At 69.6% G+C, this 19,903-nt stretch carries 23 protein-coding genes and 1 pseudogene; 9 read left to right on the forward strand and 15 right to left on the reverse strand.

From position 1 onward, the window contains the following. Positions 1–45 precede the first annotated feature (45 nt). Together rpoZ and folK are read right to left on the reverse strand one after the other, a co-directional pair. Positions 46–441, reverse strand: coding sequence for a DNA-directed RNA polymerase subunit omega (rpoZ, locus tag Q8S40_RS16665; protein ID WP_168052456.1), 396 nt, complete (start codon positions 439–441; stop codon positions 46–48). Between the two features lie 117 nt (positions 442–558). Continuing rightward, complete coding sequence (gene folK / locus Q8S40_RS16670) at positions 559–1,068, reverse strand: 2-amino-4-hydroxy-6-hydroxymethyldihydropteridine diphosphokinase (RefSeq protein WP_305671266.1); 510 nt, start codon at positions 1,066–1,068, stop codon at positions 559–561. A gap of 48 nt (positions 1,069–1,116) precedes the next feature. Between folK and Q8S40_RS16675 the strand changes: the two genes are divergently transcribed. Then, positions 1,117–1,749, forward strand: a complete 633-nt coding sequence (locus tag Q8S40_RS16675; RefSeq protein WP_371136850.1) for a uracil-DNA glycosylase — start codon at positions 1,117–1,119, stop codon at positions 1,747–1,749. Between the two features lie 187 nt (positions 1,750–1,936). On the opposite strand, the gene Q8S40_RS16680 is transcribed toward Q8S40_RS16675, so the two are convergent. After that, positions 1,937–2,482, reverse strand: a complete 546-nt coding sequence (locus Q8S40_RS16680) for a glutathione peroxidase (protein WP_304815603.1) — start codon at positions 2,480–2,482, stop codon at positions 1,937–1,939. Beyond that, positions 2,475–3,158, reverse strand: coding sequence for a sulfite oxidase-like oxidoreductase (locus Q8S40_RS16685; RefSeq protein WP_305671268.1), 684 nt, complete (start codon positions 3,156–3,158; stop codon positions 2,475–2,477). Before Q8S40_RS16685 ends, Q8S40_RS16680 begins: the two co-directional genes overlap by 8 nt. 137 nt (positions 3,159–3,295) lie before the next feature. Between Q8S40_RS16685 and Q8S40_RS16690 the strand changes: the two genes are divergently transcribed. Together Q8S40_RS16690 and Q8S40_RS16695 are read left to right on the forward strand one after the other, a co-directional pair. Next, a complete protein-coding gene (locus Q8S40_RS16690) occupies positions 3,296–3,793 on the forward strand; it encodes a hypothetical protein (protein ID WP_305671269.1) in 498 nt (165 codons plus the stop codon). Further along, positions 3,790–4,257, forward strand: a complete 468-nt coding sequence (locus Q8S40_RS16695) for a hypothetical protein (RefSeq protein WP_305671270.1) — start codon at positions 3,790–3,792, stop codon at positions 4,255–4,257. Before Q8S40_RS16690 ends, Q8S40_RS16695 begins: the two co-directional genes overlap by 4 nt. A gap of 3 nt (positions 4,258–4,260) precedes the next feature. Here the strand turns inward: Q8S40_RS16695 and Q8S40_RS16700 are convergent, their stop codons facing one another. The 3 genes from Q8S40_RS16700 to dapA are packed head-to-tail and all read right to left on the reverse strand — an operon-like array spanning position 4,261 to position 6,500. Then, positions 4,261–5,124 (reverse strand): S9 family peptidase, encoded by an 864-nt coding sequence (locus Q8S40_RS16700; protein ID WP_305671271.1) that lies wholly within the window; start codon positions 5,122–5,124, stop codon positions 4,261–4,263. 9 nt (positions 5,125–5,133) lie between these two features. Beyond that, positions 5,134–5,622 (reverse strand): SsrA-binding protein SmpB, encoded by a 489-nt coding sequence (gene smpB, locus Q8S40_RS16705; RefSeq protein WP_304815612.1) that lies wholly within the window; start codon positions 5,620–5,622, stop codon positions 5,134–5,136. Continuing rightward, positions 5,622–6,500: a 4-hydroxy-tetrahydrodipicolinate synthase gene (dapA, locus tag Q8S40_RS16710; protein ID WP_305671272.1), complete on the reverse strand. Its 879-nt coding sequence runs from the start codon at positions 6,498–6,500 to the stop codon at positions 5,622–5,624. Before dapA ends, smpB begins: the two co-directional genes overlap by 1 nt. 120 nt (positions 6,501–6,620) lie before the next feature. Between dapA and Q8S40_RS16715 the strand changes: the two genes are divergently transcribed. From Q8S40_RS16715 to Q8S40_RS16735, 5 genes are read left to right on the forward strand one after another with little or no spacing between them, the layout of a single operon-like run. Beyond that, entirely contained in the window at positions 6,621–8,576 is a 1,956-nt protein-coding gene (locus Q8S40_RS16715) for a lytic transglycosylase domain-containing protein (protein ID WP_305671273.1), read from the forward strand. Beyond that, on the forward strand, positions 8,573–9,409 hold the full coding sequence (locus Q8S40_RS16720; RefSeq protein WP_305671274.1) for an alpha/beta fold hydrolase: 837 nt from the start codon (positions 8,573–8,575) through the stop codon (positions 9,407–9,409). Before Q8S40_RS16715 ends, Q8S40_RS16720 begins: the two co-directional genes overlap by 4 nt. Beyond that, positions 9,406–9,852, forward strand: a complete 447-nt coding sequence (locus tag Q8S40_RS16725) for a phosphatidylglycerophosphatase A (protein WP_305671275.1) — start codon at positions 9,406–9,408, stop codon at positions 9,850–9,852. Before Q8S40_RS16720 ends, Q8S40_RS16725 begins: the two co-directional genes overlap by 4 nt. After that, the gene (locus tag Q8S40_RS16730) at positions 9,852–10,349 is read left to right on the forward strand and encodes a CinA family protein (RefSeq protein WP_304815619.1); all 498 of its coding nucleotides are present in this window, start codon (positions 9,852–9,854) and stop codon (positions 10,347–10,349) included. The genes Q8S40_RS16725 and Q8S40_RS16730 overlap by 1 nt, the downstream gene beginning before the upstream one ends. Continuing rightward, positions 10,346–11,731, forward strand: coding sequence for a dipeptidase (locus Q8S40_RS16735; RefSeq protein WP_305671276.1), 1,386 nt, complete (start codon positions 10,346–10,348; stop codon positions 11,729–11,731). Before Q8S40_RS16730 ends, Q8S40_RS16735 begins: the two co-directional genes overlap by 4 nt. 9 nt (positions 11,732–11,740) lie before the next feature. On the opposite strand, the gene Q8S40_RS16740 is transcribed toward Q8S40_RS16735, so the two are convergent. Continuing rightward, positions 11,741–12,808, reverse strand: a complete 1,068-nt coding sequence (locus tag Q8S40_RS16740; RefSeq protein ID WP_304815622.1) for a low specificity L-threonine aldolase — start codon at positions 12,806–12,808, stop codon at positions 11,741–11,743. A gap of 160 nt (positions 12,809–12,968) precedes the next feature. Between Q8S40_RS16740 and Q8S40_RS16745 the strand changes: the two genes are divergently transcribed. Further along, positions 12,969–13,616 carry a hypothetical protein gene (locus Q8S40_RS16745; RefSeq protein ID WP_305671277.1) on the forward strand — a complete coding sequence of 216 codons (648 nt, stop codon included), beginning with the start codon at positions 12,969–12,971 and terminating at the stop codon, positions 13,614–13,616. Position 13,617: 1 nt separating this feature from the next. Here the strand turns inward: Q8S40_RS16745 and Q8S40_RS16750 are convergent, their stop codons facing one another. The 7 genes and pseudogenes from Q8S40_RS16750 to Q8S40_RS16780 form a co-directional block, all read right to left on the reverse strand. Further along, entirely contained in the window at positions 13,618–14,088 is a 471-nt protein-coding gene (locus Q8S40_RS16750; RefSeq protein ID WP_304815624.1) for a type II toxin-antitoxin system RatA family toxin, read from the reverse strand. Beyond that, positions 14,088–15,086 carry a lipoyl synthase gene (gene lipA / locus Q8S40_RS16755; RefSeq protein ID WP_305671278.1) on the reverse strand — a complete coding sequence of 333 codons (999 nt, stop codon included), beginning with the start codon at positions 15,084–15,086 and terminating at the stop codon, positions 14,088–14,090. Before lipA ends, Q8S40_RS16750 begins: the two co-directional genes overlap by 1 nt. A gap of 4 nt (positions 15,087–15,090) precedes the next feature. Further along, complete coding sequence (gene lpdA / locus Q8S40_RS16760) at positions 15,091–16,485, reverse strand: dihydrolipoyl dehydrogenase (protein ID WP_305671279.1); 1,395 nt, start codon at positions 16,483–16,485, stop codon at positions 15,091–15,093. A 1-nt stretch (position 16,486) separates the two neighbouring features. Then, positions 16,487–16,996 (reverse strand): GNAT family N-acetyltransferase, encoded by a 510-nt coding sequence (locus tag Q8S40_RS16765; protein WP_305671280.1) that lies wholly within the window; start codon positions 16,994–16,996, stop codon positions 16,487–16,489. Beyond that, complete coding sequence (locus Q8S40_RS16770) at positions 16,996–18,303, reverse strand: pyruvate dehydrogenase complex dihydrolipoamide acetyltransferase (RefSeq protein ID WP_305671281.1); 1,308 nt, start codon at positions 18,301–18,303, stop codon at positions 16,996–16,998. Before Q8S40_RS16770 ends, Q8S40_RS16765 begins: the two co-directional genes overlap by 1 nt. 12 nt (positions 18,304–18,315) lie before the next feature. Then, entirely contained in the window at positions 18,316–19,695 is a 1,380-nt protein-coding gene (locus Q8S40_RS16775) for a pyruvate dehydrogenase complex E1 component subunit beta (protein ID WP_304815634.1), read from the reverse strand. 1 nt (position 19,696) lies between these two features. Beyond that, a pseudogene (locus tag Q8S40_RS16780) lies at positions 19,697–19,903 on the reverse strand (pyruvate dehydrogenase (acetyl-transferring) E1 component subunit alpha); the annotation flags it as partial.

Consider the following 19,903-nt stretch of genomic DNA (forward strand, 5'->3'; position numbering starts at 1 on the left):
CCGTTGGCGGGTGCGCGGCGCTGCCGCCGCGCATTCGCCCTGGCGTCAGCGCTTTCCGCCGAGCTCGGCGGCGATCGCCGCCTCGATGTCATCCGGCGAGAGGTCTTCCAGGCCGGCACCCTCGCCGATGGCTTCCTCGTTCACATCCATGACGCCGAAGATATTCTCGTCGGTGGCGATGAGGTCGAGCACCTCCTCCTCCGCCGGCTCCGGCTCCGGCGCGCGCTGCAGCGACTTGACCAGATCGGCCTGCAGCAGGTCGAGGTCGACGGTGCCCTCGGCGATCTCGCGAAGCGCGACGACCGGGTTCTTGTCATTGTCCCGCTCGACCGTCAGTTCCTCGCCCCGGCTGACATTGCGGGCGCGCTGCGCCGCGTGCAGGACCAGTTCGAAGCGGTTGGGGACGCGGAGGATGCAGTCCTCGACAGTAACGCGCGCCATGGCGGCTCCAATCCCGATGCGGGGGGAATAGTCCGGGGAACCCGAAGCGCGGCAGATGCGCGCGGGACTCCCCTCCCCACCCTATGGTGAATGTTCCATGTAGCCAGCCGGGGCCGCTTACGCAAGAACCCGGATACCATCCGGCCCGAGCGAGGCCAGCAAGGCCGCCACTTTCTCACCTATACGCGGATGCACCCAGCCCGGCGCCACATCGGCCAGCGGGGCCAGGACGAAGGCGCGGAGATGCGTGCGCGGGTGCGGCAGAATCGGGTCGGGCGTGTCGCGCAACGCGCCATCCAGGTCGATCAGGTCCAGGTCCAGCGTGCGCGGCGCATTGGGATAGGGCCGCACCCGGCCGAACCGCTGCTCAATCTGCTGCAAGCCCGCCAGCAGCGCGGCCGGGTCGGGTGGCGCGGCGCCAGGGCGTGAAACCAGGCGGGCCACGCCATTGACGTAGTCCGGCGCGTCGGGGGTGGGCGGGACCGGCGCGGTCGCGTACCAGCGGGACAGCGCCCGCAGCCGCAGGCCGGGCAGCGCATCCAGCGCGGCCGCGGCGGCGCGGCAAGTATGCAGCGCATCCCGCCCATCCGGACCGGGCAGGTTGGCGCCAAGGGCGATCAGGATCATCTTCGGCGCTCTACAAGCCGCAGCCGCGAAAGACCACGCCTCTTGCCCCTGCCCGAGACACCCGGCCACGACTGCCCGCTCTGCCCGCGCCTGGTGGCCTATCGGCTGGAGAACCGCGCCAAATGGCCGGACTGGCACAATGGCCCGGTGCCCTGCTGGGGTCCGGGCGATGCCAGGCTTCTGGTGCTCGGCCTGGCGCCGGGGGTTCGCGGTGCCAACCGCACCGGCCGGCCCTTCACCGGCGACCATGCCGGCAAGCTGCTCTATGCGACCCTGCTGAAATTCGGGCTGGCCACCGGCCAATACCGGGAGGACCCGCAGGACGGCCTGCAATTGCAGGGTGTCCGGATCGCCAACGCCGTCCGCTGCGTGCCGCCGGTGAACCTGCCGACACCGGCGGAGATCACCACCTGCAACCGCTTCGTCCTGGCCGAGCGCCTGGCGATGCCGGAACTGCGCGTGGTGCTGGCGCTGGGTCTGGTGGCGCATAACGCACTGCTGAAGAGCCACCGTATTCCGGCCGCCCGCTACAAATTCGCCCATGGCAAGCAACACACGCTGCCGGATGGGCTGATCCTGGCCGACAGCTATCATGTCAGCCGCTACAACACGAACACCGGCCGCCTGACGACCGAGATGTTCGAATCGGCGGTGCGCGCGATCCTGCCCCTATTGGACTAACGCGCCGGGCTGGTCAGGAGCGCGGCGAACCGCGCCCCTGGACCGGATCAGCGCAGCCCGATGAAGCTCAGGATGGCAATAACGATAACCACGGCGCCAACGATGTAGACGATGCTGTTCATGGGATATCCCTCGGTTCACGACAACGGAACAACGAGGCAGCAGCGGTAGAGTTGCAGACTTCGTTTCACCCCAAAGCGGTTGGGGCCAGGGCAGCCTCCACCGCCTGCACCACCATCGGGTTCGCCGGCGCGACCGAGGTGGGGAAGGCGCGCACCGTCAGGCCATCCCGCGCCACCACGTATTTGTGGAAGTTCCAGCGCGGCGGCCCGCCGGCCCGCGCCGCCAGCCAGGCGAACAGCGGATGCGCCCGTGGCCCGCGCAGAGTGGTCAGCCCGGCCATCGGGAAGGTGATGCCATAGACCGTCTCGCAGAATTCCCGGATCTTCGCGGCATCGGTGTTCTCCTGCCGGAAGTCGTTGGAGGGCACGCCGATGACGCTGAAGCCGCGCCCGGCGAAGCGGTCATGCAGCGCCTGGAGCCCCTCATATTGCGGGGTGTAGCCGCAGAAGCTGGCGGTATTCACCACCATCAGCGCCTGGCCACGGAAATCCGCCAGCGCCAGCGGGCCGCCTTCCAGCGCCTCGAGCCGGAAGTCGAAGACGCTGGGTGCGGGTGCCGCCGCCATCAGCAGGGGGGCGGCCAGGATCGCGCGTCGCGAGTGCTCAGCCATAGCGTTGCTCCATCCAGGGGTCGCCCCGGTTGTGATAGCCGCGCACCTCCCAGAAGCCGGGCCGGTCCTCGCGCAGCAATTCGATGCGGGTCAGCCATTTCGGGCTTTTCCAGAAATACAGATGCGGCACCACCAGCCGCAGCGGCCCGCCATGCTGGCGCTCCAGCGGCGCCCCCGCCCAGGCATGGGCAAGCAGGTTCTCCGGCCGGGCGAAATCCTCGATGGCCAGGTTGGTGGTGTAGCCATCATAGCTGGTGAGCGCGACGAAACGCGCCTCGTCCTTCGGCCGTGCCAGCGCCAGCAGATCGGGCACCGGCACGCCGTCCCAGGCATTGTCGTAGCGCGACCATTGGGTGACGCAGTGGATGTCGTTGGTCCGGCTGGCCTGCGGCAGCGCATGGAATTCCGCCAGCGTCAGCCGCAGCGGCGCGGCCACCAGCCCCTCCACCCGCAGACGATACTTCTCCGCGCTCACATCCGGCTGCACGCCGAGGTCGAGCACCGGAAAATCCGGCACCAGGCGCTGGCCGGGTGGCAGGCGGGCGGTCTCGGGGGTGGCGGTGGTGCCGGTCAGCAGCCGGCCATCGCGCGCCCAGCCCTGCTTCGCCTCCACAAGCTTCTCGCGCAGCTTGCCGGTCCGCGGGATGTCCCCCGTGATGTCCTCGTCGTCAGGCATGGTGATCTCCCGCGGCGATAGGTGCCGTTGCAGAGGCGTGTTGCAAGGGGGTGTGCCGGATCACGATGGATTTGCAAAATGATCCGACCCGGACTGTGCGGTTGCGGAGGCCGCCCGCATCGGCCATCCGGTTGCAGATGACCCGCATCGCTGTCCTGCTTCTCGCCTGCACCACCGCCCTGCCCGGCTGCGGCGCCCTGCTGTCCGAGGGTACCGGCGCCGCCGCCGGCATCGGCAGCGCCAGCCTGGCGGAGGCGGTGGGCGCCAGCGCGGCGGCCACCACCGGCATCGGTATCGGCGTGCAGGCCGGCGCGCGGGCCGGGCTGCAATACGCCCAGCGACGCACCCAGCGCACCGCGCAGCTGCAACTGGCCGCCACGGCCGGGCCGCTTGAAGTGGGCCAGGTGGCCCCCTGGTCCGTGGACCACACGATTCCCCTGCAGCCGGATGAGGCCGGGGAGGTTGCAGTGACGCGCCGGATCAGCGCCGGCACGCTGGATTGCAAGGAGATCGTGTTCTCCGTCGTCGCGCCGGAAAGCCGCCGCTTCTACACCGCGACCATCTGCCGGGACGAGGCCACCTGGCGCTGGGCCTCCGCCGAGCCCGCCACGGAACGCTGGGGCAGCCTGCAGTGAGGGTGCTCGCGGTGGCGGGTCTCGCCGTGATGCTGGCGGGCTGCGGCCAGGTGGCGGATCTGTCGGGCGCGGTGGCCGGGGGCGGCGCGGCGTTCGCCAGCAGCAACCCGGCGGTGGGCTACGCCATCGGCATCAGCGTCCGCGCCGGCGTCACGGCGGGCATGCAGGTGGTGATGCGCGGCCGGCAGCGGGCGGAACAGGATGCGCTGGCCGACGCGATCGGCGGCCTCGACCCCGGCGAAGCCGGGTCCTGGCAGGTGCGCCACACCATCCCGATCGGCAATCGCAGCGGCCAGGTGCGGCTGGTGCGCGTCATCGACAACCCGCTGGCGGAGTGCCGGGAGGCCGCCTTCGCCATCGAGGGCGAGGGCCAGTGGTTCATCACCACCGCCTGCCGCCAGACGACGGGCTGGAAATGGGCCGCGGCAGAGCCGTCGACGGAACGCTGGGGCAGTCTGCAGTAGCTGCTACCGGGTCGCGTAGCCCTCCGCGCGCAGGAACGCCTCCACCACCGGGCCCCATACCGCGCTGCCGCCGGCACCGAAGAACAGGCTGTGCCCGTCACGGCCGAATCGCGGCATCGGCTGAAGGCGCGCCTTGCCGCCGGCATCCGTGAAGGCATGGTGCATGGCGGCGGCGAGGTGCGGGCCGAAGAAACTGTCATTGGCGGTGTAGACCCAAAGCGTCGGCAGCCGCGCCGTGCGGCCGAATTCGCCCGCCGCCGCGACCAGGCGCGGCGCAGCGCAGACCGCGTTGGCCTGGCCGCCCGCCCAGCCACCGCGTCCGCCGGCCATGTTGACCACCGCCGCCACACCCTCCGGCCGGTTTGCCGCCAGGGCCAGCGCACCCCAGCCGCCGGCCGATTGGCCGACCACCAGAACGCCCTGCGGCCGGATGCCTGGCAGGCGGCGCCCATGCGCCACGGCCGCCGCGATATCCTGCGCCGTCTGCCGCCCGGCCGCCGCGTAGTCCGGGCTGGCACAGGGGCCAAAACCCTCCGCCCAAGTGCCGGTATCAGCCCCGTAGCCGCGCCGCAGCGGCAGCAGCACGGCGAAGCCGCGGTCGAGGAACCAACGCACCGCCTCCGCCGAGCAGGGCTGCGGCCGCATCCCGCCGCGGGCGGCGGCCTGGCCGGGCGAGCCGTGGTTGATGATGGCGAGCGGCACCGGCCCGCCATTTACCGGCCCGCCATTTACCGGTCCGCCAACCTCCGGCCGGCACAGCCGCGCCTCGATGCTGCGGCCGGTGCCGGGCACGGCGATGGTGTGCAGGGTAGGGTCGGGCGTTGTGGCGCAGGCGGCAAGAAGCAGAGCCAGCAGGATTCCGCGCATGGCGGGGCCTTAGCCCCGGTCGCGCATCAGCCTGGCCTTGTCGCGCGACCAGTCCCGTTCCGCGATGGCGGCGCGCTTGTCGTGCTTCTTTTTGCCCTCACCGACACCGAGCAGGATCTTCGCCACACCGCGCTCATTGAACTGGATGGCGAGCGGCACCAGCGAAATGCCGTCGCGGGCGATGCTCGCCGAAAGCTCCTTCACCTGCTTGCGGTGCAGCAGCAGCTTGCGCGGGCGGCGCGGCTCGAAGGTGGCGACATGGCTGCCGGCCTGCCATTCCGGGATGTAGCAGTTGAACAGCCACATCTCGCCGTCCCGCTCGCCGGCCCAGGCCTCGGTCAGCGTCGCACGGCCGGCGCGCAGCGACTTCACCTCCGGCCCCACCAGCATCACGCCGGCCTCGATCTCCTCGCCGATCTTGTAGTCGTAGCGCGCCTTGCGGTTCTGGGCGGCGATGCCGTGGCTGATCAGCGCGCTTTTCTTCTTGGGCTCTGCCATCAGTTGAGCAATCCGGCCCCCGTCATGGCAGCGCGAACACGTGCCTGCGTCGCCTCCGCCACGGGGGCCATCGGCAGGCGGCAATGATCGGTGCCGTGGCCGAGCAGGGAGGCGGCGAGCTTCACCGGACCGGGCGAGGTCTCGCAGAACATCGCATCATGCACCGGGGTCAGCCGCGCCTGGATCGCCATGGCGTCCTTGATGCGGCCCTCGGCCCAGGCGTCGTGCATCTGCCGGCAGAGGCGCGGCGCGATATTGGCCGTCACGCTGATGCAGCCATGGCCACCGGCCGCGAGAAACGCCAGGGCGGTGTGATCCTCGCCCGACAACTGGCAGAAATCCTCGCCGATGGCGGCGGTGGTGTGCAGCGGGCGGGTCAGATTCGCGGTCGCGTCCTTCACGCCGACGATGTTCGGGTGCTTCGCCAGCCGCGCCATGGTCTCAACCGACATGTCCACCACGCTGCGCGGCGGGATGTTGTAGATGATCAGCGGCAGTTCCACGGCATCGGCGATCGCCATGAAGTGGCGGTACAGCCCTTCCTGGGTCGGCTTGTTGTAGTAGGGCGTCACCACCAGCGCGGCATCCGCACCCGCCGCCTTGGCGTGGCGCGTGAGGTCCACCGCCTCCGCCGTGCTGTTGGAACCGGTGCCGGCGATCACCGGCACGCGGCCGGCGGCGGCGGCGACGCAGAGATCGACCACCTCATGATGCTCGGCATGGCTGAGTGTCGGGCTTTCGCCCGTCGTGCCGACCGGAATGAGGCCCTGCGTGCCTTCCGCGATCTGCCAGGCGACGAAATCCGAGAAGGCCTTGGCGTCCAGGGACCCGTCGGCGTGCATGGGCGTGATCAACGCCACGAGCGATCCCCTGAACATGTTTTTCCTGCCGTGCAAAGCTTATGAAGGGGAAAGAGAGTAATGGCCGGGCCGCCCTGCGACAAGGGCGCGAGACCGGCGGCATTTTGCGCTAGAGTGGCCACCATGCGACGCACCCCCTTGATCCTCCTGCTTCTCGCCCTCGCCCCCGCCCTCGCAGCGCCGGTTGCGGCGCAGCCCTGGGCGGACGATTCGACCCGGGCCGCCGGCCGCCAGGCGCTGGAGGCGCTGCGGCAGAACCGCTTCCTGGAAGCCGACAGCCTTTCGCTCGCCGCCGATCCGGTGGTGCGCAAGCTTGTGGTCTGGGGCCGCGTGCAGAACCGCAATGGTGGCGCCAGCGCAGCGGAGATCGTGCGCTGGCTGGATTCCAGCCCGGACTGGCCGCTGCCCAACACCATGGCGATCCGCGCGGAGGAGGCGCTGGTTGGCGATGCGGACGATGCGCTGGCGCTGCGCCAGTTCGGCCGCAGCCCGGCCGGAACCCTGCCCGGCGTGCTGCGCCATGCCGATGCGCTGATCCGCGCCGGCCGCGCGGCGGAGGCACAGGCGGTGCTGCGCGCGGGCTGGCGCGATGCCGATGGCGATGGTTTCGCGGAGCAGGATTTCCTGGCCCGCCACGCCGCGCTGCTGACCACGGACGACCATTGGCGCCGTGCCGACCGGCTGTTCTGGGCGAACCAGGCCGGCGCCGTGGCGCGCGTGCTGCCGATGCTGGACACCGCCCGGCGCGCCACGCTGGAGGGACGCCTCGCCGCCCGCGCCGGCAGTTTCGCCGGCAGGGCGCAGGATATCGGCGTGGCGCATGAGCTGGCCCGCAATGCGCGCCGCGCCGACCGCGATTCCGAGGCCGCGGCCTTCTGGCACGCCGCCGAGTCCCTCCAGCGGGACCTCCCGAGCGAGGCGCAGCGTGCCATCTGGGTTGAACGCCAGGTGCTGTCGCGCAAGATCCTGCGGCTGGGCGACCCGGCCACCGCCTATCGCCTGGCGGCCAGTCACGGCCAGACCGATGACAGCCTGCAGCGGCAGGAGGGAGAGTTCCTCGCCGGCTTCATCGCGCTGCGGATGCTGAACCAGCCCTCCCAGGCGCTGGGCCATTTCGCCCGTGTCGGTGAGGGCAGCAGCAGCGTCATCACCCGCGCGCGCAGCGCCTATTGGCAGGGCGCGGCGCTGGCGGCTCTGGGCCGCACCGCACAGGCGCAGGCACAATGGCGGGAAGCCGCCGCCCTGCCCGTCACCTTCTATGGCCAGCTGGCCAGCCTGGCGCTGGGCGAAAGCCCGGCGCAGCTTTCGGCGCGCATCGGCGGCATCCCCTCCCCGGCGCCGGGCCAGGACCAGGCGGCGGGCTTCCTGGGGCGGGAGCTGGTGCGGGCCGTGGTGGCGCTGTCCGATCTCGGCCAGTCCGACCGGGCGCGGATCTTCCTGCTGCGGATGGAGGAGCTGGCGGCCGATCCCGGCGACCATTGGCTGATTGCCCGCCTCGGCGTGGCGATCGGCCGGCCGGACCATGCGGTGTGGATTGCCCGGCGCGCCGGGGCGGATGGGGTGATGCTGCTGGAGGATGGCTGGCCCACCCCCTTCCCCACGCCAGCCGATGGCGCGGAGCCGGCGCTGGTCAACGCCATCACACGGCAGGAAAGCAATTTCGACCTCTCGGCCGTGTCCTCCGCCAATGCGCGCGGGCCGATGCAGCTGCTGCCCGCCACCGCGGCCGGTGTCGCCCGGCGGCTCGGCGTGCCGCATACCACCGCGATGCTGACCACCGATGCGGCGCATAACCTCCGGCTCGGCAGCGCCTTCATCGACCAGATGCTGAACCGCTTCGGCGGCGCCATGCCGCTGGCCGCGGCCGCCTATAATGCCGGGCCGGGCCGGGTGGACCAGTGGCTGGTCACCTATGGCGACCCGCGCGCGCCCGATGGGCCGCATGTGCTGGACTGGATCGAGCAGATTCCCTTCAGCGAGACCCGCAACTACGTGCAGCGCGTGATCGAGAACGTCGTCGTCTATCGCGCCCGCAACCCCGCCACCGGCGACCTGCCGCATCCCCTCGCCGCGCTGATGGCGGGCCGCCGATGAGTCGCGTCTTTGTTACCGCGCGAGACGGCCTGAAGCTGGCCGCGCTGGACCATGCGGGGCCGGAGGGGCGCACGCCGATTCTCTGCCTGCCCGGCCTGACCCGCACGGCGGAGGATTTCGACGCGCTCGCGGATCGCCATGCCGGCAAGCGGCGCGTGCTGGCGCTGGACCATGCCGGGCATGGCGAAAGCGGCCGGGCGGAGAGCGTGGCGCGCTACGGCATCGAGCACAGCCTGCGCGATGTGCTGGACGCCATGGCGGCGCTGCATTGCCACCGCGCCGTGGTGGTCGGCACCAGCTTCGGCGGCATCCTGGCGATGATCCTCGGCGTGCTGCGCCCGACCGCCCTGGCCGGGGTGGTGCTGAACGATGTCGGCCCGGTGCTGGAGCCGGTGGGGCTGGACCATGTGCAGAATTTCGTCGGCCGCGACCCGGCGCTGCCCTCGCTGGAGGCGGCCGTCGCGCATCTGAAGGCCACGCTGCCGCCGCTGGTGATGGATGAGGCCGGCTGGCAGCGTTTCACCGCCGGCACCTTCCGGGCCGGGCCCGATGGCGCGTGGCACCCGCGGTGGGACATCCGCATCGCCCAGGTGATGCAGGGCGGCGGCGCCATGCCCGACCTCTGGCCCGCCTTCGGCGCGCTGGCACATGCGCCGCTGATGCTGGTGCGCGGCGCCCTTTCGGGCCTGCTGTCGGAGGATACCGCGATCCGCATGGCGGATGCGCGGCGGGACATGCGCTTCGTCGAGATCCCCGGCACCGGCCATTGCCCGACGCTGGAGGAGCCGGAGGCGGTGGCGGCACTCGACGCCTTCCTCGACCGCATCCCATGACCCCGGCTTTGCTGGTGGCGACGCTGGGCGGGGTTGGCCGGTTGCGGCCGGGGCCCGGCACCTGGGGCTCGGCCATCGTGCTGCCGGCGCTGTGGCTTGGCCCCTGGGCGTGCCTCGGCCTTGCGGCGCTGTGCCTGGTGGCGGGCTGGTGGGCGGCGGGCCAGGTGCTGCACGACGGTGTGGAGGACCCCGGCTGGTTCGTGGCGGATGAGGGTGCGGGCATGCTGCTGGCCCTCGCCGCGCTGCCCGAAGCCTCCCTGCCCGGCGCGCTGGCCGCCTTCCTGCTGTTCCGGCTGCTGGATATCGCCAAGCCCTGGCCGATTTCCTGGTTCGACCGCCAGCCCGGCGCCTTCGGCGTGATGCTGGATGATGTGATGGCCGGCGCCATCGCCGCTGCCGCCCTTCTGGCGTTCCTGCATTTCTTTCCGGGAGGGCTTTCGTGATGCTGCCGGCCACCACACTCGACGACGCGCAACGCCTGCTGGCCGCCCTGCAGGCGCGCGACCTTACCCTCGCCACCGCCGAATCCTGCACCGGCGGGCTGATCGCCGCGGCGCTCACCGCGATCCCCGGCTATTCCGCCACCATGCTGGCCGGCTACGTCACCTATTCGAACGAGGCCAAGACCCGCATGCTCGGCGTGCCGGCGCCCATGATCGAAGCCATCGGCGCGGTGAGCGAGCCGGTGGCGCGGCAGATGGCGGAAGGGGCAGCGCGGGATTCCGGCGCCGGCGTCGCCATCTCCTGCACCGGCATTGCCGGGCCCAGCGGCGGCAGCGCGGCCAAGCCGGTGGGGCTGGTGCATTTGGCCTGCGCGCTGCGCGGCGCCCCGACGCTCGCCGAACACCACATCTTCCCCGGCGACCGCACCGCGATCCGCGCCGCCACCGTGACCGCCGCCTTCGCCCTGATCCGCCGCGCCTTGGAGACCAGCAGATGAGCCTGACCGACCAGCTTCTGACCGCGATCGATGCCGACCGGGAGGCCGCGGTGGCGCGGCTGGTGGAGTGGCTCCGCATTCCCTCCATCAGCGCGCAGCCGGACCATGCGGCGGATTGCGTGCGGGCGGCCGAATGGGTGCGCGACCAGCTTTTGGCACTTGGCTTCACGGCGTCGCTGCGACAGACGCCGAAGCATCCCGTGGTCGTCGCGCATCACCCGGGACCGGAAGGCGGCGCCAAGCGCCATCTGCTTTATTACGGCCACTACGACGTGCAGCCGCCGGACCCGCTGGATCTGTGGACCAGCCCGCCCTTCGAGCCAGTGCTGGTGGACGGCCCGAACGGCCAGCGCGTGGTCGCGCGCGGCGCGGTGGACGACAAGGGCCAGGTGCTGATGTGGATCGAGGCACTGCGCGCCTGGCAGAAGGTGGCCGGCGGCCCGCCCTGCGCCATCACCGCGGTGATCGAGGGGGAGGAGGAAATCGGCTCCCCCAACCTTGCCCCCTTCATGGCGGCCCATGCGGCGGAGCTGAAGGCCGATGTCGCCATCATCAGTGACACCGGCATGTGGGACATCGAGACGCCGGCGCTGTCCACCCGCCTGCGCGGCATGTGCTTCGTGCAGCTCGACATCAAGGCCGCCAACCGGGACCTGCACTCGGGGATGTATGGCGGCAGCGCGCTGAACCCGAACAACCTGATCACGAAAATCCTGGGCGACCTGCACGATGCGAATGGCCGCGTGCAGTTGCCCGGCTTCTATGACGGCGTGCCGGAGCTTTCGCCCGAGCTGCGCGCGCAGTGGCAGGCGCTGGGCTTTTCGGAACATGATTTCCTCGGCGCCATCGGGCTTTCGGTGCCGGTGGGGGAGAAGGATCGCGGCGCGCTGGAGCGGCTTTGGGCGCGGCCGACGGCGGATATCAACGGCATCTGGGGCGGCTATACCGGGCCGGGCAGCAAGACCGTCATCCCCAGCGAGGCGCATGCCAAGATCACGTTTCGCCTGGTGCCGGGCCAGCACCATGAGAAGGTTTTCGCGGCCTTCCAGGACTTCGTGAAGGCGCGCCTGCCCGCCGATGCCACCGCGACCTTCCAGGGCGGCGGTGCCAGCCCCGGGATCGAGGTGCCGGCGGATAGCGACTTCGTGCAGGCCGCCCAGGCGGCGCTCGCCGATGAATATGGCAGGCCCGCCGCCATGATCGGCTGCGGCGGCTCCATCCCCGTCGTGTCCTCCCTGAAGGATGTGCTGGGGCTGGACACGGTGCTGATGGGCTTCGGGCTGGAGGATGACCAGGTGCACAGCCCGAACGAGAAGTTCGACCTGCGCTGCTTCCACCAGGGCGCCCGCAGCCATGCGCGGCTGCTGGCGAAGCTGGGCTGAAGCAGCGCTTCAGGCGCGGGCGAGCGCCGTGCGGATTGCCGCCAGCGCGTCCTCGATCATCGGCGCGGTGACATCCAGATGCGTGCAGGCGCGCAGCCGCCCGCCGAGCAGGGACAGCGCCACGCCTTCCATGCGCAGGCGCTTCACCAGATCGCCCGCCGCCACGCCGGTGCCGGGGATGGTGAAGAACACCAGGTTGGTGTCGGGGTCCTGCACCTCGACACCCTCCATCTGCGCCAGGCCGCGGGCCAGCGCCTTGGCATTGGCGTGGTCCTCCGCCAGCCGGTCCACATTGTGGTCCAGCGCATAGAGGCAGCCGGCCGCGCAGACGCCCGCCTGCCGCATGGCGCCACCCAGCCGCTGCTTCCAGCGCCAGGCCTCGTCGATGAAGTCGCGCGAGCCGCAAAGCACGGCGCCGAGCGGCGCGCCGAGGCCCTTGGTGAAGTCCAGCCACACGCTGTCATAGCCCGCCACCATGTCGGCCGGCGCCACGCCCGCGGCGACACAGGCATTCATCAGCCGCGCGCCATCCATATGGGTGGAAAGCCCGGCGCCATGGGCGATCTCCGCGATCTCGGCCAGCACCGCACGGTCCCAGACGGCGCCGCCGCCGGTATTGGCGGTCTGCTCCACCTCCACCAGCCTTTGCGTCGGCGTGTGGCGGGACTTGCCGCGCAGCGCGCCGCGCAGCGCATCCGGCGTGTACATGCCGCGCGGACCCTTCAGCGGGTAGATCTGCACGCTGCCGAGCGCCGCATGGGCGCCGCCCTCGCTGGTCAGGATATGCGCCGTCTCATGCGCGATGATCTCCTCCCCCGGGCGGCAATGCACCAGGGTTGAGGCGACGTTGCACATGGTGCCGGAGGGCATGAACACCGCCGCCTCCTTGCCCATCAGCGCCGCCATGCGGTCGCACAGCGCATGCACGGTGGGGTCGTCGCCATGCTGCTCGTCGCCGACCTCGGCGCGCATCATCGCCTCCAGCATCGCCGCGCTGGGCTTGGTCTGGGTGTCCGAATACAGGTTGATGCGGACGGGCGGCGCGCCCTCGGGCGGGCGTTCGGGGGCATGGACCATCAGGCTAGGCTCCGGCTTTGTGCCGGCGCACTCCGCTATGCCAGGCGGGCTGCGTCAAGCCGGGCGGCCCGCGGCAGCGCGAAACAAGGCGCAACGGCGGCGCCATCCCGCGGCAACCCCGCCATGCTTCCCTGCGGCACCGGAACGGGGGGACACGGAAATGAGCGGCCTGCGGGTGAGCATCGGGGACATCCTGGCGGATCAGCGGGAGGTTGCCGCGGCACGGCTCGGCGCCTCGGCCGAGGATATGCGCATCGCCCGCGCCAGCGGCTTCGACCCGCAGGATGTCATGACCATCCGCCAGATCACCGCGGCCCGCGCCGTATTGCTGATCTTTCGCTGCCCCAACCTCGCCGCCCGTTCGCTGCACGGGCTGCTGCCCGCCAAGACCGCGGTGACCACGGCGAAAAGCGGCAGTTCCGGCGCCGTCACCGGCGCGCGCGGCCTCCTAATGGTCTCCGACTACGACATCATGAGTTGCTGGCGGCAGGATGGCGCCGGCCTCCGCAACATCCCCATCACCGCCGCCGCGCCGGGCGCGAAATTCGGCGCCTGGCTGCCGGAGGCGCGCGACCTGGTGCGGGAGCTGAATCGCGGGCTGGTAACGAAGATCCAGCACGGTGCGCAGGACGATTGGCTGGATGCGGACCGCAACCGCGGCGTGAAGGCCGAGGACCTGTACCTCGCCTTCCGCCTGGGCGTGCCGGTGCTGCAGGAAGGCCCGGCGGCGTTGGAGAGGTTCTACAAGCAGGACAGGCTGTTCTGGCCCTACCTGCCGAACGGCCGGCATTGCGGGCGCACAGCGTAGCTCAGGCGGAAGGCGCCGGTGTCGCGGCGGGCGGCGGCGGCGCGCGGCGGTAGAGGTTGGCGGCACGGCGCTCGAAGGACCGCACCATCAGCCGCACTGCCTCATTGAACACGGTGCCGATGACGGCCTGGAGCAGGCGCGACTTGAATTCGAAATCGACGAAGAAATCGACTTCCGTTCCGTTCGCGACCGGCCGGAAACGCCAGTGATTGTTCAGGTAGCGGAAGGGCCCGGTCAGGTAGCGCACATGCACATGGTGCGGGCGCTCCAGCGTCACATTGCTCCGGAAGGTTTCGCGGAACATCTTGAAGCCGATGGTGAGGTCGGCCACCAGCTCATTCTCGGTGCGGGAGACGACCCGCGCGCCGACGCACCAGGGCAGGAATTCCGGATAGCGGCGCACATCCGCCACCATGTCGAACAACTGCTCATCCGTGTAGGGCAACACGCGCTTTTCGGCATGGGTGGGCATCAGGCGGCCTTCAGCTTCGCGATCCGCGCATCCCGCAGCGCCGCGAAGTCACGATCGGCATGGTAGGAAGACCGGGTCAGCGGCGTGGCGGATACCAGCAGGAAGCCCTTGCCGCGCGCCGCCTGGGCGTAGTCCTCGAACTCATCCGGCGTCACGAAGCGATCCACCGCGGCGTGCTTCACGGAAGGCTGCAGGTATTGGCCGATGGTGAGGAAATCGACCTCCGCGCTGCGCAGGTCGTCCATCACCTGCAGCACTTCGATCCGTTTCTCGCCGAGGCCCACCATGATGCCGGATTTGGTGAAGATCGTCGGGTCGCGCTGCTTCACGCGGTCCAGCAGCCGCAGCGAATGGTAGTAGCGCGCGCCAGGACGGATGGAGGGATACAGCGCCGGCACGGTTTCCAGATTGTGGTTGAACACATCCGGCCGCGCATCGATCACCACCTCCAGCGCCCCCTCCTTGCGAAGGAAGTCGGGCGTCAGGATCTCGATGGTGGTCTCGGGTGCGGCGGCGCGCAGCGCGCGGATGGTCTGGGCGAAATGCTCCGCCCCGCCATCGGCCAGGTCGTCCCGGTCCACAGAGGTGATCACCACATGGCGCAGGCCGAGCTTGGCCACCGCATCCGCCACCCGCCGCGGTTCATCCGTATCCAGCGCCTTGGGCATGCCGGTGATGACGTTGCAGAAGGAACACGCACGGGTGCAGGTGTCGCCCATGATCATCATGGTGGCGTGGCGCTGCGACCAGCACTCGCCGATATTCGGGCAGGCCGCCTCCTCGCACACCGTCACCAGCCCATTGGCGCGCATCAGCGCCTGGGTCTCGCGATAGACCGGGCTGGTGGGCGCCTTGACCCGGATCCAGTCGGGTTTGCGCTGGATCGGGTTATCCGGACGCCGCGCCTTCTCCGGATGCCTTTCGGCGCCGGTTTTCGCCACCGCCGCCGGCGTCTCGGCGGTGGGGCGGGCGTGGTTGATTTCGAGGCGGGTGCTCATGGCGCTAGATGTGGATCACCCGGCCATAGGCATCAAGCACCGACTCATGCATCGCCTCGGAAACCGTGGGGTGCGGGAACACGGTGTGCATCAGTTCGGCTTCGGTGGATTCCAGGGTGCGGGCGATGCCGTAGCCCTGGATCATCTCCGTCACCTCCGGCCCGACCATATGGGCGCCGAGCAATTCGCCGGTCTTGGCGTCGAACACCGTCTTCACCAGGCCCTCCGGCTCACCCATCGCGATGGCCTTGCCATTGCCGATGAAGGGAAAGCGGCCAACGCGGACCTCATGGCCCAGTTCCTTGGCGCGCTTTTCCGTCAGGCCGACGCTGGCGACCTGCGGGCGGCAATAGGTGCAGCCGGGGATGTTCAGCACATCCATGGCGTGCGGGTGCTTGCCGGCGATCGCCTCGATGCAGATCACCGCCTCATGGGAGGCTTTGTGCGCCAGCCAGGGGGCACCGGTGAGGTCGCCGATGGCATAGACGCCAGGCTCCCCGGTATTGCCGAAGGCGTCGGTGACGATGTGGGTGCGCTCCACCTTCACCTTGGTGCCTTCGAGGCCGAGGTCTTCCACATTGCCGACGATGCCGACGGCGGAAATCATCCGGTCCGCGGTGATCTCCTGCACCTTGCCACCGGCCTCGACGATGGCCGTGATGCTGTCCGCGCCCTTGCGCACGCCCTGCACGCGGGCGCCGGTGATGATCTGCATCTTCTGCTTGGTGAAGGCCTTATGGACGAAGGCGGAGATCTCCTCGTCCTCCACGGGAAGGATGCGGTCCATCACCTCGATGAGCGTCACCTCGGCGCCCATGTTCAGGTAGAAGCTGGCGAATTCGGAACCGATGGCCCCGCTGCCCATGACGATGATCTTCTTGGGCAGCGCGGTGGGGGTCATCGCCTCCCGGTAGGACCAGATCAGCTTGCCATCCGGCTCCATCCCCGGCAGCACGCGGGCGCGCGCGCCGGTGGCCAGCAGGATGTGCTTGGCCGCCAGTTCCGCGACAGGCTTCCCGTCCTTGGTGACGGCGAGCTTGCCGGGGCCCGCGAGCTTGCCGTGGCCGTCAAACACCGTGACCTTGTTCTTCTTCATCAGGTGCTTCACGCCACCCGAAAGCTGCCCGGCCACAGCGCGGGAGCGCTTCACCACCTTGGCGAAATCGAAGCGGATATTGTCCGCGGCGAAGCCGAAGGCGTCCAGCGAATGCAGCAGGTGGTTGATCTCAGAGGCGCGCAGCAGCGCCTTGGTCGGGATGCAGCCCCAGTTGAGGCAGATGCCGCCCAGATTCTCACGCTCGACCAGCGCGACCTTCATGCCGAGCTGGCTGGCGCGGATGGCGCCGACATAACCACCAGGGCCGCCGCCGACGACGACGAGATCGAAACTCTCGGCCATTTCAGGATTCTCCTGCCAGGGGGTGCAGCGCATCGCCCGCCAGGGCACGTAACGCTGGTCCCGAGAGGCGCCGTGAGCGCCATTCATCGCGGCTTTCCGAGCCGATGCGGTCATAGAACCGGATGGAGGGCGCGTTCCAGTCGAGCACCTGCCATTCCATCCGCGTGCAGTTCTCCGCCACCGCGCGCTGCGCCAGGCGCCGGAAGAAGGCCATGCCGACACCCAGGCCGCGATGCTCCGGCTCGACATAGATGTCTTCGAGATAGATGCCCGGCCGGCCGGTGAAGGTGGAGAAATTGTAGAACCAGATGGCCTGCCCGATCGTCCGGCCCTCGCGCTCCGCCAAGGTGCAGAACACGCGCGGCGTCGGGCCGAACAGTGCGTCGCGGAAATCCGCCTCGGTGCCGACCGCCTCGTGCAGCAGCTTCTCATATTCGGCAAGGTCGCGGACCAGCCGGAGAATCTCCGGCAGGTCCGCCTCGGTTGCGTCGCGGAGGGTGAAGCCCGCCATCACAGCATCAGGCTCAGCGGCTCCTCGACGATTTTCTTGAACGTCGCGATCCACTCCGCCGCCAGCGCACCATCCACCACGCGGTGATCGACGCTGAGCGTGCAGGTCATCACCGTCGCGATCGCCAGCGCGCCATCCTTCACCACCGGCCGCTGTTCCCCGGCGGAAACCGCCAGGATGCCGGCCTGCGGCGGGTTGATGATGGCGGCGAAGTCGCGCACGCCATACATGCCCATGTTGGAGATGGAGAAGCCGCCGCCCTGGAATTCCTCCGGCTTCAGCTTGCCGGATTTGGCCCGCGCGGCCAGGTCCTTCATCTGGTTGCTGATGGAGGCCAGCCCGGTCTGGTCCGCCTTGCGGATGATGGGCGTGATCAGCCCATCGGGGATGCTGACGGCGATCGAGATATCGACGTCGTGGTACTGAAGAATCGCATCCTCGGTCCAGGTCGCATTGACCTGCGGCATCCGCCGCAGCGCCACGGCCGCGGCCTTGATGACCAGGTCGTTGACCGAGAGTTTGAAGGCGCCCGGCCCATCCTTGGGCGAGGTCGCATTCAACTGCGAGCGCAGCTTCAGCAGCGCGTCGATCTCGATATCCATCGAGACGTAGAAATGCGGCACCTGCTGCTTGGATTCCGTCAGGCGGCGCGCAATCACCTTGCGGATGCTGCTGTTCGGAATGGCGGTATGCGGTGCCGTGATCGCGGGTGCCGGGGCCTTGGGCGCCGGGGCGGCGACAGGCGCCGCGGCGGCGGCGGCGGCCGGTGCCGGCGCGGGCTTGGCGGCCTGCGGCTTGGCCAGCGCGGCCTCCACATCCGTCTTCACGATGCGCCCATTCGGCCCGGAGCCGCTGATGCCAGCCAGGTCCAGCCCGGCCTGTGCCGCCATGCGGCGGGCCAGCGGCGAGGCGATGGTGCGGTCGCCCGACTCGGCGGTCTTCGGCGCTTCCGCCTTGGGGGCGGCGGCCGGTTCGGTCTTCGGCGTTTCCGGCGCAGGCGCCGGCTTCGGCGCCTCGGCCTTGGGGGCCTCCGCCTTCGGCGCAGGCGCCGCATCGGCTGACTCGCCCGGCTCCACCAGCACGGCGATCGGGTCGTTGACCTTCACGCCGGCGGTGCCGCCCTGCACCAGGATCTTGCCCAGCACACCCTCATCCACGGCTTCCACTTCCATGGTCGCCTTGTCGGTCTCGATCTCGGCGATGATGTCGCCGGCCTTGACCGTGTCGCCCTCGTTCTTCAGCCAGCGCGCCAGCGTGCCCTCGGTCATGGTGGGGGACAGCGCCGGCATCAGGATGTTCGTGGCCATGAGCTGTCCCCCTTACTTGTAGGTCACGCGCTTGGCGGCCTCGACCACCTGTTCCAGCCGCGGCAGGGCCAGCTTTTCCAGATTCGCGGCATAGGGCATCGGGATATCGAGGCCATGCACGCGCACCGGCGGCGCATCCAGGTCGTCGAAGCAGTTCTCCAGGATCTGCATCGCGACTTCGGCGCCGATACCGGCATAGGGCCAGCCTTCCTCGAGCGTGACCAGCCGGTTGGTCTTCTTCACCGACTTCACCACCGTCTCGATATCCAGCGGCCGCAGTGTGCGCAGGTTGATGACCTCCGCGCTGATGCCCTGGGCGGCCAGTTCATCCGCCGCCTGCATCGCCATGCCGACCATGATGGAGAAGGCCACCAGGGTCACATCCGTGCCCTCGCGCTCCACCTTCGCCTTGCCGATCGGCAGGATGAAATCCTCATCCACCGGGCAGTCGAAGGTCTGGCCGTAGAGGATTTCGTTCTCGAGGAAGATGACCGGGTTCGGATCGCGGATCGCGGCCCGCAGCAGGCCCTTGGCATCGGCCGCCGACCACGGTGCCAGCACCTTAAGACCCGGCAGATGCGCGTACCAGCTGGCGTAGCACTGGCTGTGCTGCGCGGCCACGCGGCTCGCCGCGCCATTCGGGCCGCGGAAGACGATGGGGCAGCCGAGCTGGCCGCCCGACATGTACAGCGTCTTCGCCGCCGAATTCACGATGTGGTCGATCGCCTGCATCGAGAAGTTGAAGGTCATGAACTCGACGATGGGCTTCAGGCCGGTCATCGCCGCGCCCACCGCCATGCCGGTGAAGCCGTGCTCGGTGATCGGCATGTCGATCACGCGCTTCGGGCCGAACTCATCCAGCAGGCCCTGGCTGATCTTGTAGGCGCCCTGGTACTGGCCGACTTCCTCGCCGAGCAGGAACACGTCCTTGTCGGCGCGCATCTCGGCCGCCATCGCGTCGCGCAGCGCTTCGCGCACCGTCGTCGGCTTGGTGGCACCCCAATCCTTCTCCGGTGCCGCGGCCGCCTGGGCCGGCACCGGGGTCGCGGCGGGCTTCGCCGTTTCCATCTTCTCGACCTTGGCGGCCTCGTCCTTCGGGGCCTCGGCCTTCGGGGTCTCGGCCTTCGGAGCCTCCGCCTTTGGCGCGGCGACGCTGCCGTCATCCAGTTCCGCGATCGGGGTGTTCACCGCGACGCCATCGGTGCCTTCCGGCACCAGGATCTTGGTCAGCGTGCCCTCATCCACCGCTTCCACTTCCATGGTCGCCTTGTCGGTCTCGATCTCGGCGATCACGTCGCCGGCCTTCACCGCATCGCCTTCCGCCTTGAGCCAGCGGGCCAGCTTGCCCTCCGTCATGGTGGGGCTGAGGGCGGGCATCAAAATCTGCGTCATCTCAACGGGACTCCACGAGGACGTCCGTCCACAATTCGCTCTCATCCGGCTCCGGCGAGGTCTGCGCGAATTCGGCGCTGTCCTGCACGATGGCCTTCACCTCGTCATCGATGACCTTCAACGCGGCCTCGCTGGTCTCGAAGACCTCCAGCAGCATCGTCCGCGCGGTCTCGATGCAGTCATTCTGCTCCCGCATCTTCTGCACCTC

Source organism: Falsiroseomonas sp., from assembly GCF_030695085.1.
In the GTDB taxonomy this organism is placed as follows: Bacteria; Pseudomonadota; Alphaproteobacteria; order Acetobacterales; family Acetobacteraceae; genus Falsiroseomonas.

What these genes read in the sequence shown, in the direction of transcription:
- rpoZ (WP_168052456.1), bottom strand. Translation starts at nt 441, where the DNA reads ATGGCGCGCGTTACTGTCGAGGACTGCATCCTCCGCGTCCCCAACCGC.
- folK (WP_305671266.1), bottom strand. Translation starts at nt 1,068, where the DNA reads ATGATCCTGATCGCCCTTGGCGCCAACCTGCCCGGTCCGGATGGGCGG.
- Q8S40_RS16680 (WP_304815603.1), bottom strand. Translation starts at nt 2,482, where the DNA reads ATGGCTGAGCACTCGCGACGCGCGATCCTGGCCGCCCCCCTGCTGATG.
- Q8S40_RS16685 (WP_305671268.1), bottom strand. Translation starts at nt 3,158, where the DNA reads ATGCCTGACGACGAGGACATCACGGGGGACATCCCGCGGACCGGCAAG.
- Q8S40_RS16690 (WP_305671269.1), top strand. Translation starts at nt 3,296, where the DNA reads ATGACCCGCATCGCTGTCCTGCTTCTCGCCTGCACCACCGCCCTGCCC.
- Q8S40_RS16700 (WP_305671271.1), bottom strand. Translation starts at nt 5,124, where the DNA reads ATGCGCGGAATCCTGCTGGCTCTGCTTCTTGCCGCCTGCGCCACAACG.
- smpB (WP_304815612.1), bottom strand. Translation starts at nt 5,622, where the DNA reads ATGGCAGAGCCCAAGAAGAAAAGCGCGCTGATCAGCCACGGCATCGCC.
- dapA (WP_305671272.1), bottom strand. Translation starts at nt 6,500, where the DNA reads ATGTTCAGGGGATCGCTCGTGGCGTTGATCACGCCCATGCACGCCGAC.
- Q8S40_RS16720 (WP_305671274.1), top strand. Translation starts at nt 8,573, where the DNA reads ATGAGTCGCGTCTTTGTTACCGCGCGAGACGGCCTGAAGCTGGCCGCG.
- Q8S40_RS16725 (WP_305671275.1), top strand. Translation starts at nt 9,406, where the DNA reads ATGACCCCGGCTTTGCTGGTGGCGACGCTGGGCGGGGTTGGCCGGTTG.
- Q8S40_RS16730 (WP_304815619.1), top strand. Translation starts at nt 9,852, where the DNA reads ATGCTGCCGGCCACCACACTCGACGACGCGCAACGCCTGCTGGCCGCC.
- Q8S40_RS16735 (WP_305671276.1), top strand. Translation starts at nt 10,346, where the DNA reads ATGAGCCTGACCGACCAGCTTCTGACCGCGATCGATGCCGACCGGGAG.
- Q8S40_RS16740 (WP_304815622.1), bottom strand. Translation starts at nt 12,808, where the DNA reads ATGGTCCATGCCCCCGAACGCCCGCCCGAGGGCGCGCCGCCCGTCCGC.
- Q8S40_RS16745 (WP_305671277.1), top strand. Translation starts at nt 12,969, where the DNA reads ATGAGCGGCCTGCGGGTGAGCATCGGGGACATCCTGGCGGATCAGCGG.
- Q8S40_RS16750 (WP_304815624.1), bottom strand. Translation starts at nt 14,088, where the DNA reads ATGCCCACCCATGCCGAAAAGCGCGTGTTGCCCTACACGGATGAGCAG.
- lipA (WP_305671278.1), bottom strand. Translation starts at nt 15,086, where the DNA reads ATGAGCACCCGCCTCGAAATCAACCACGCCCGCCCCACCGCCGAGACG.
- lpdA (WP_305671279.1), bottom strand. Translation starts at nt 16,485, where the DNA reads ATGGCCGAGAGTTTCGATCTCGTCGTCGTCGGCGGCGGCCCTGGTGGT.
- Q8S40_RS16765 (WP_305671280.1), bottom strand. Translation starts at nt 16,996, where the DNA reads ATGGCGGGCTTCACCCTCCGCGACGCAACCGAGGCGGACCTGCCGGAG.
- Q8S40_RS16770 (WP_305671281.1), bottom strand. Translation starts at nt 18,303, where the DNA reads ATGGCCACGAACATCCTGATGCCGGCGCTGTCCCCCACCATGACCGAG.
- Q8S40_RS16775 (WP_304815634.1), bottom strand. Translation starts at nt 19,695, where the DNA reads ATGACGCAGATTTTGATGCCCGCCCTCAGCCCCACCATGACGGAGGGC.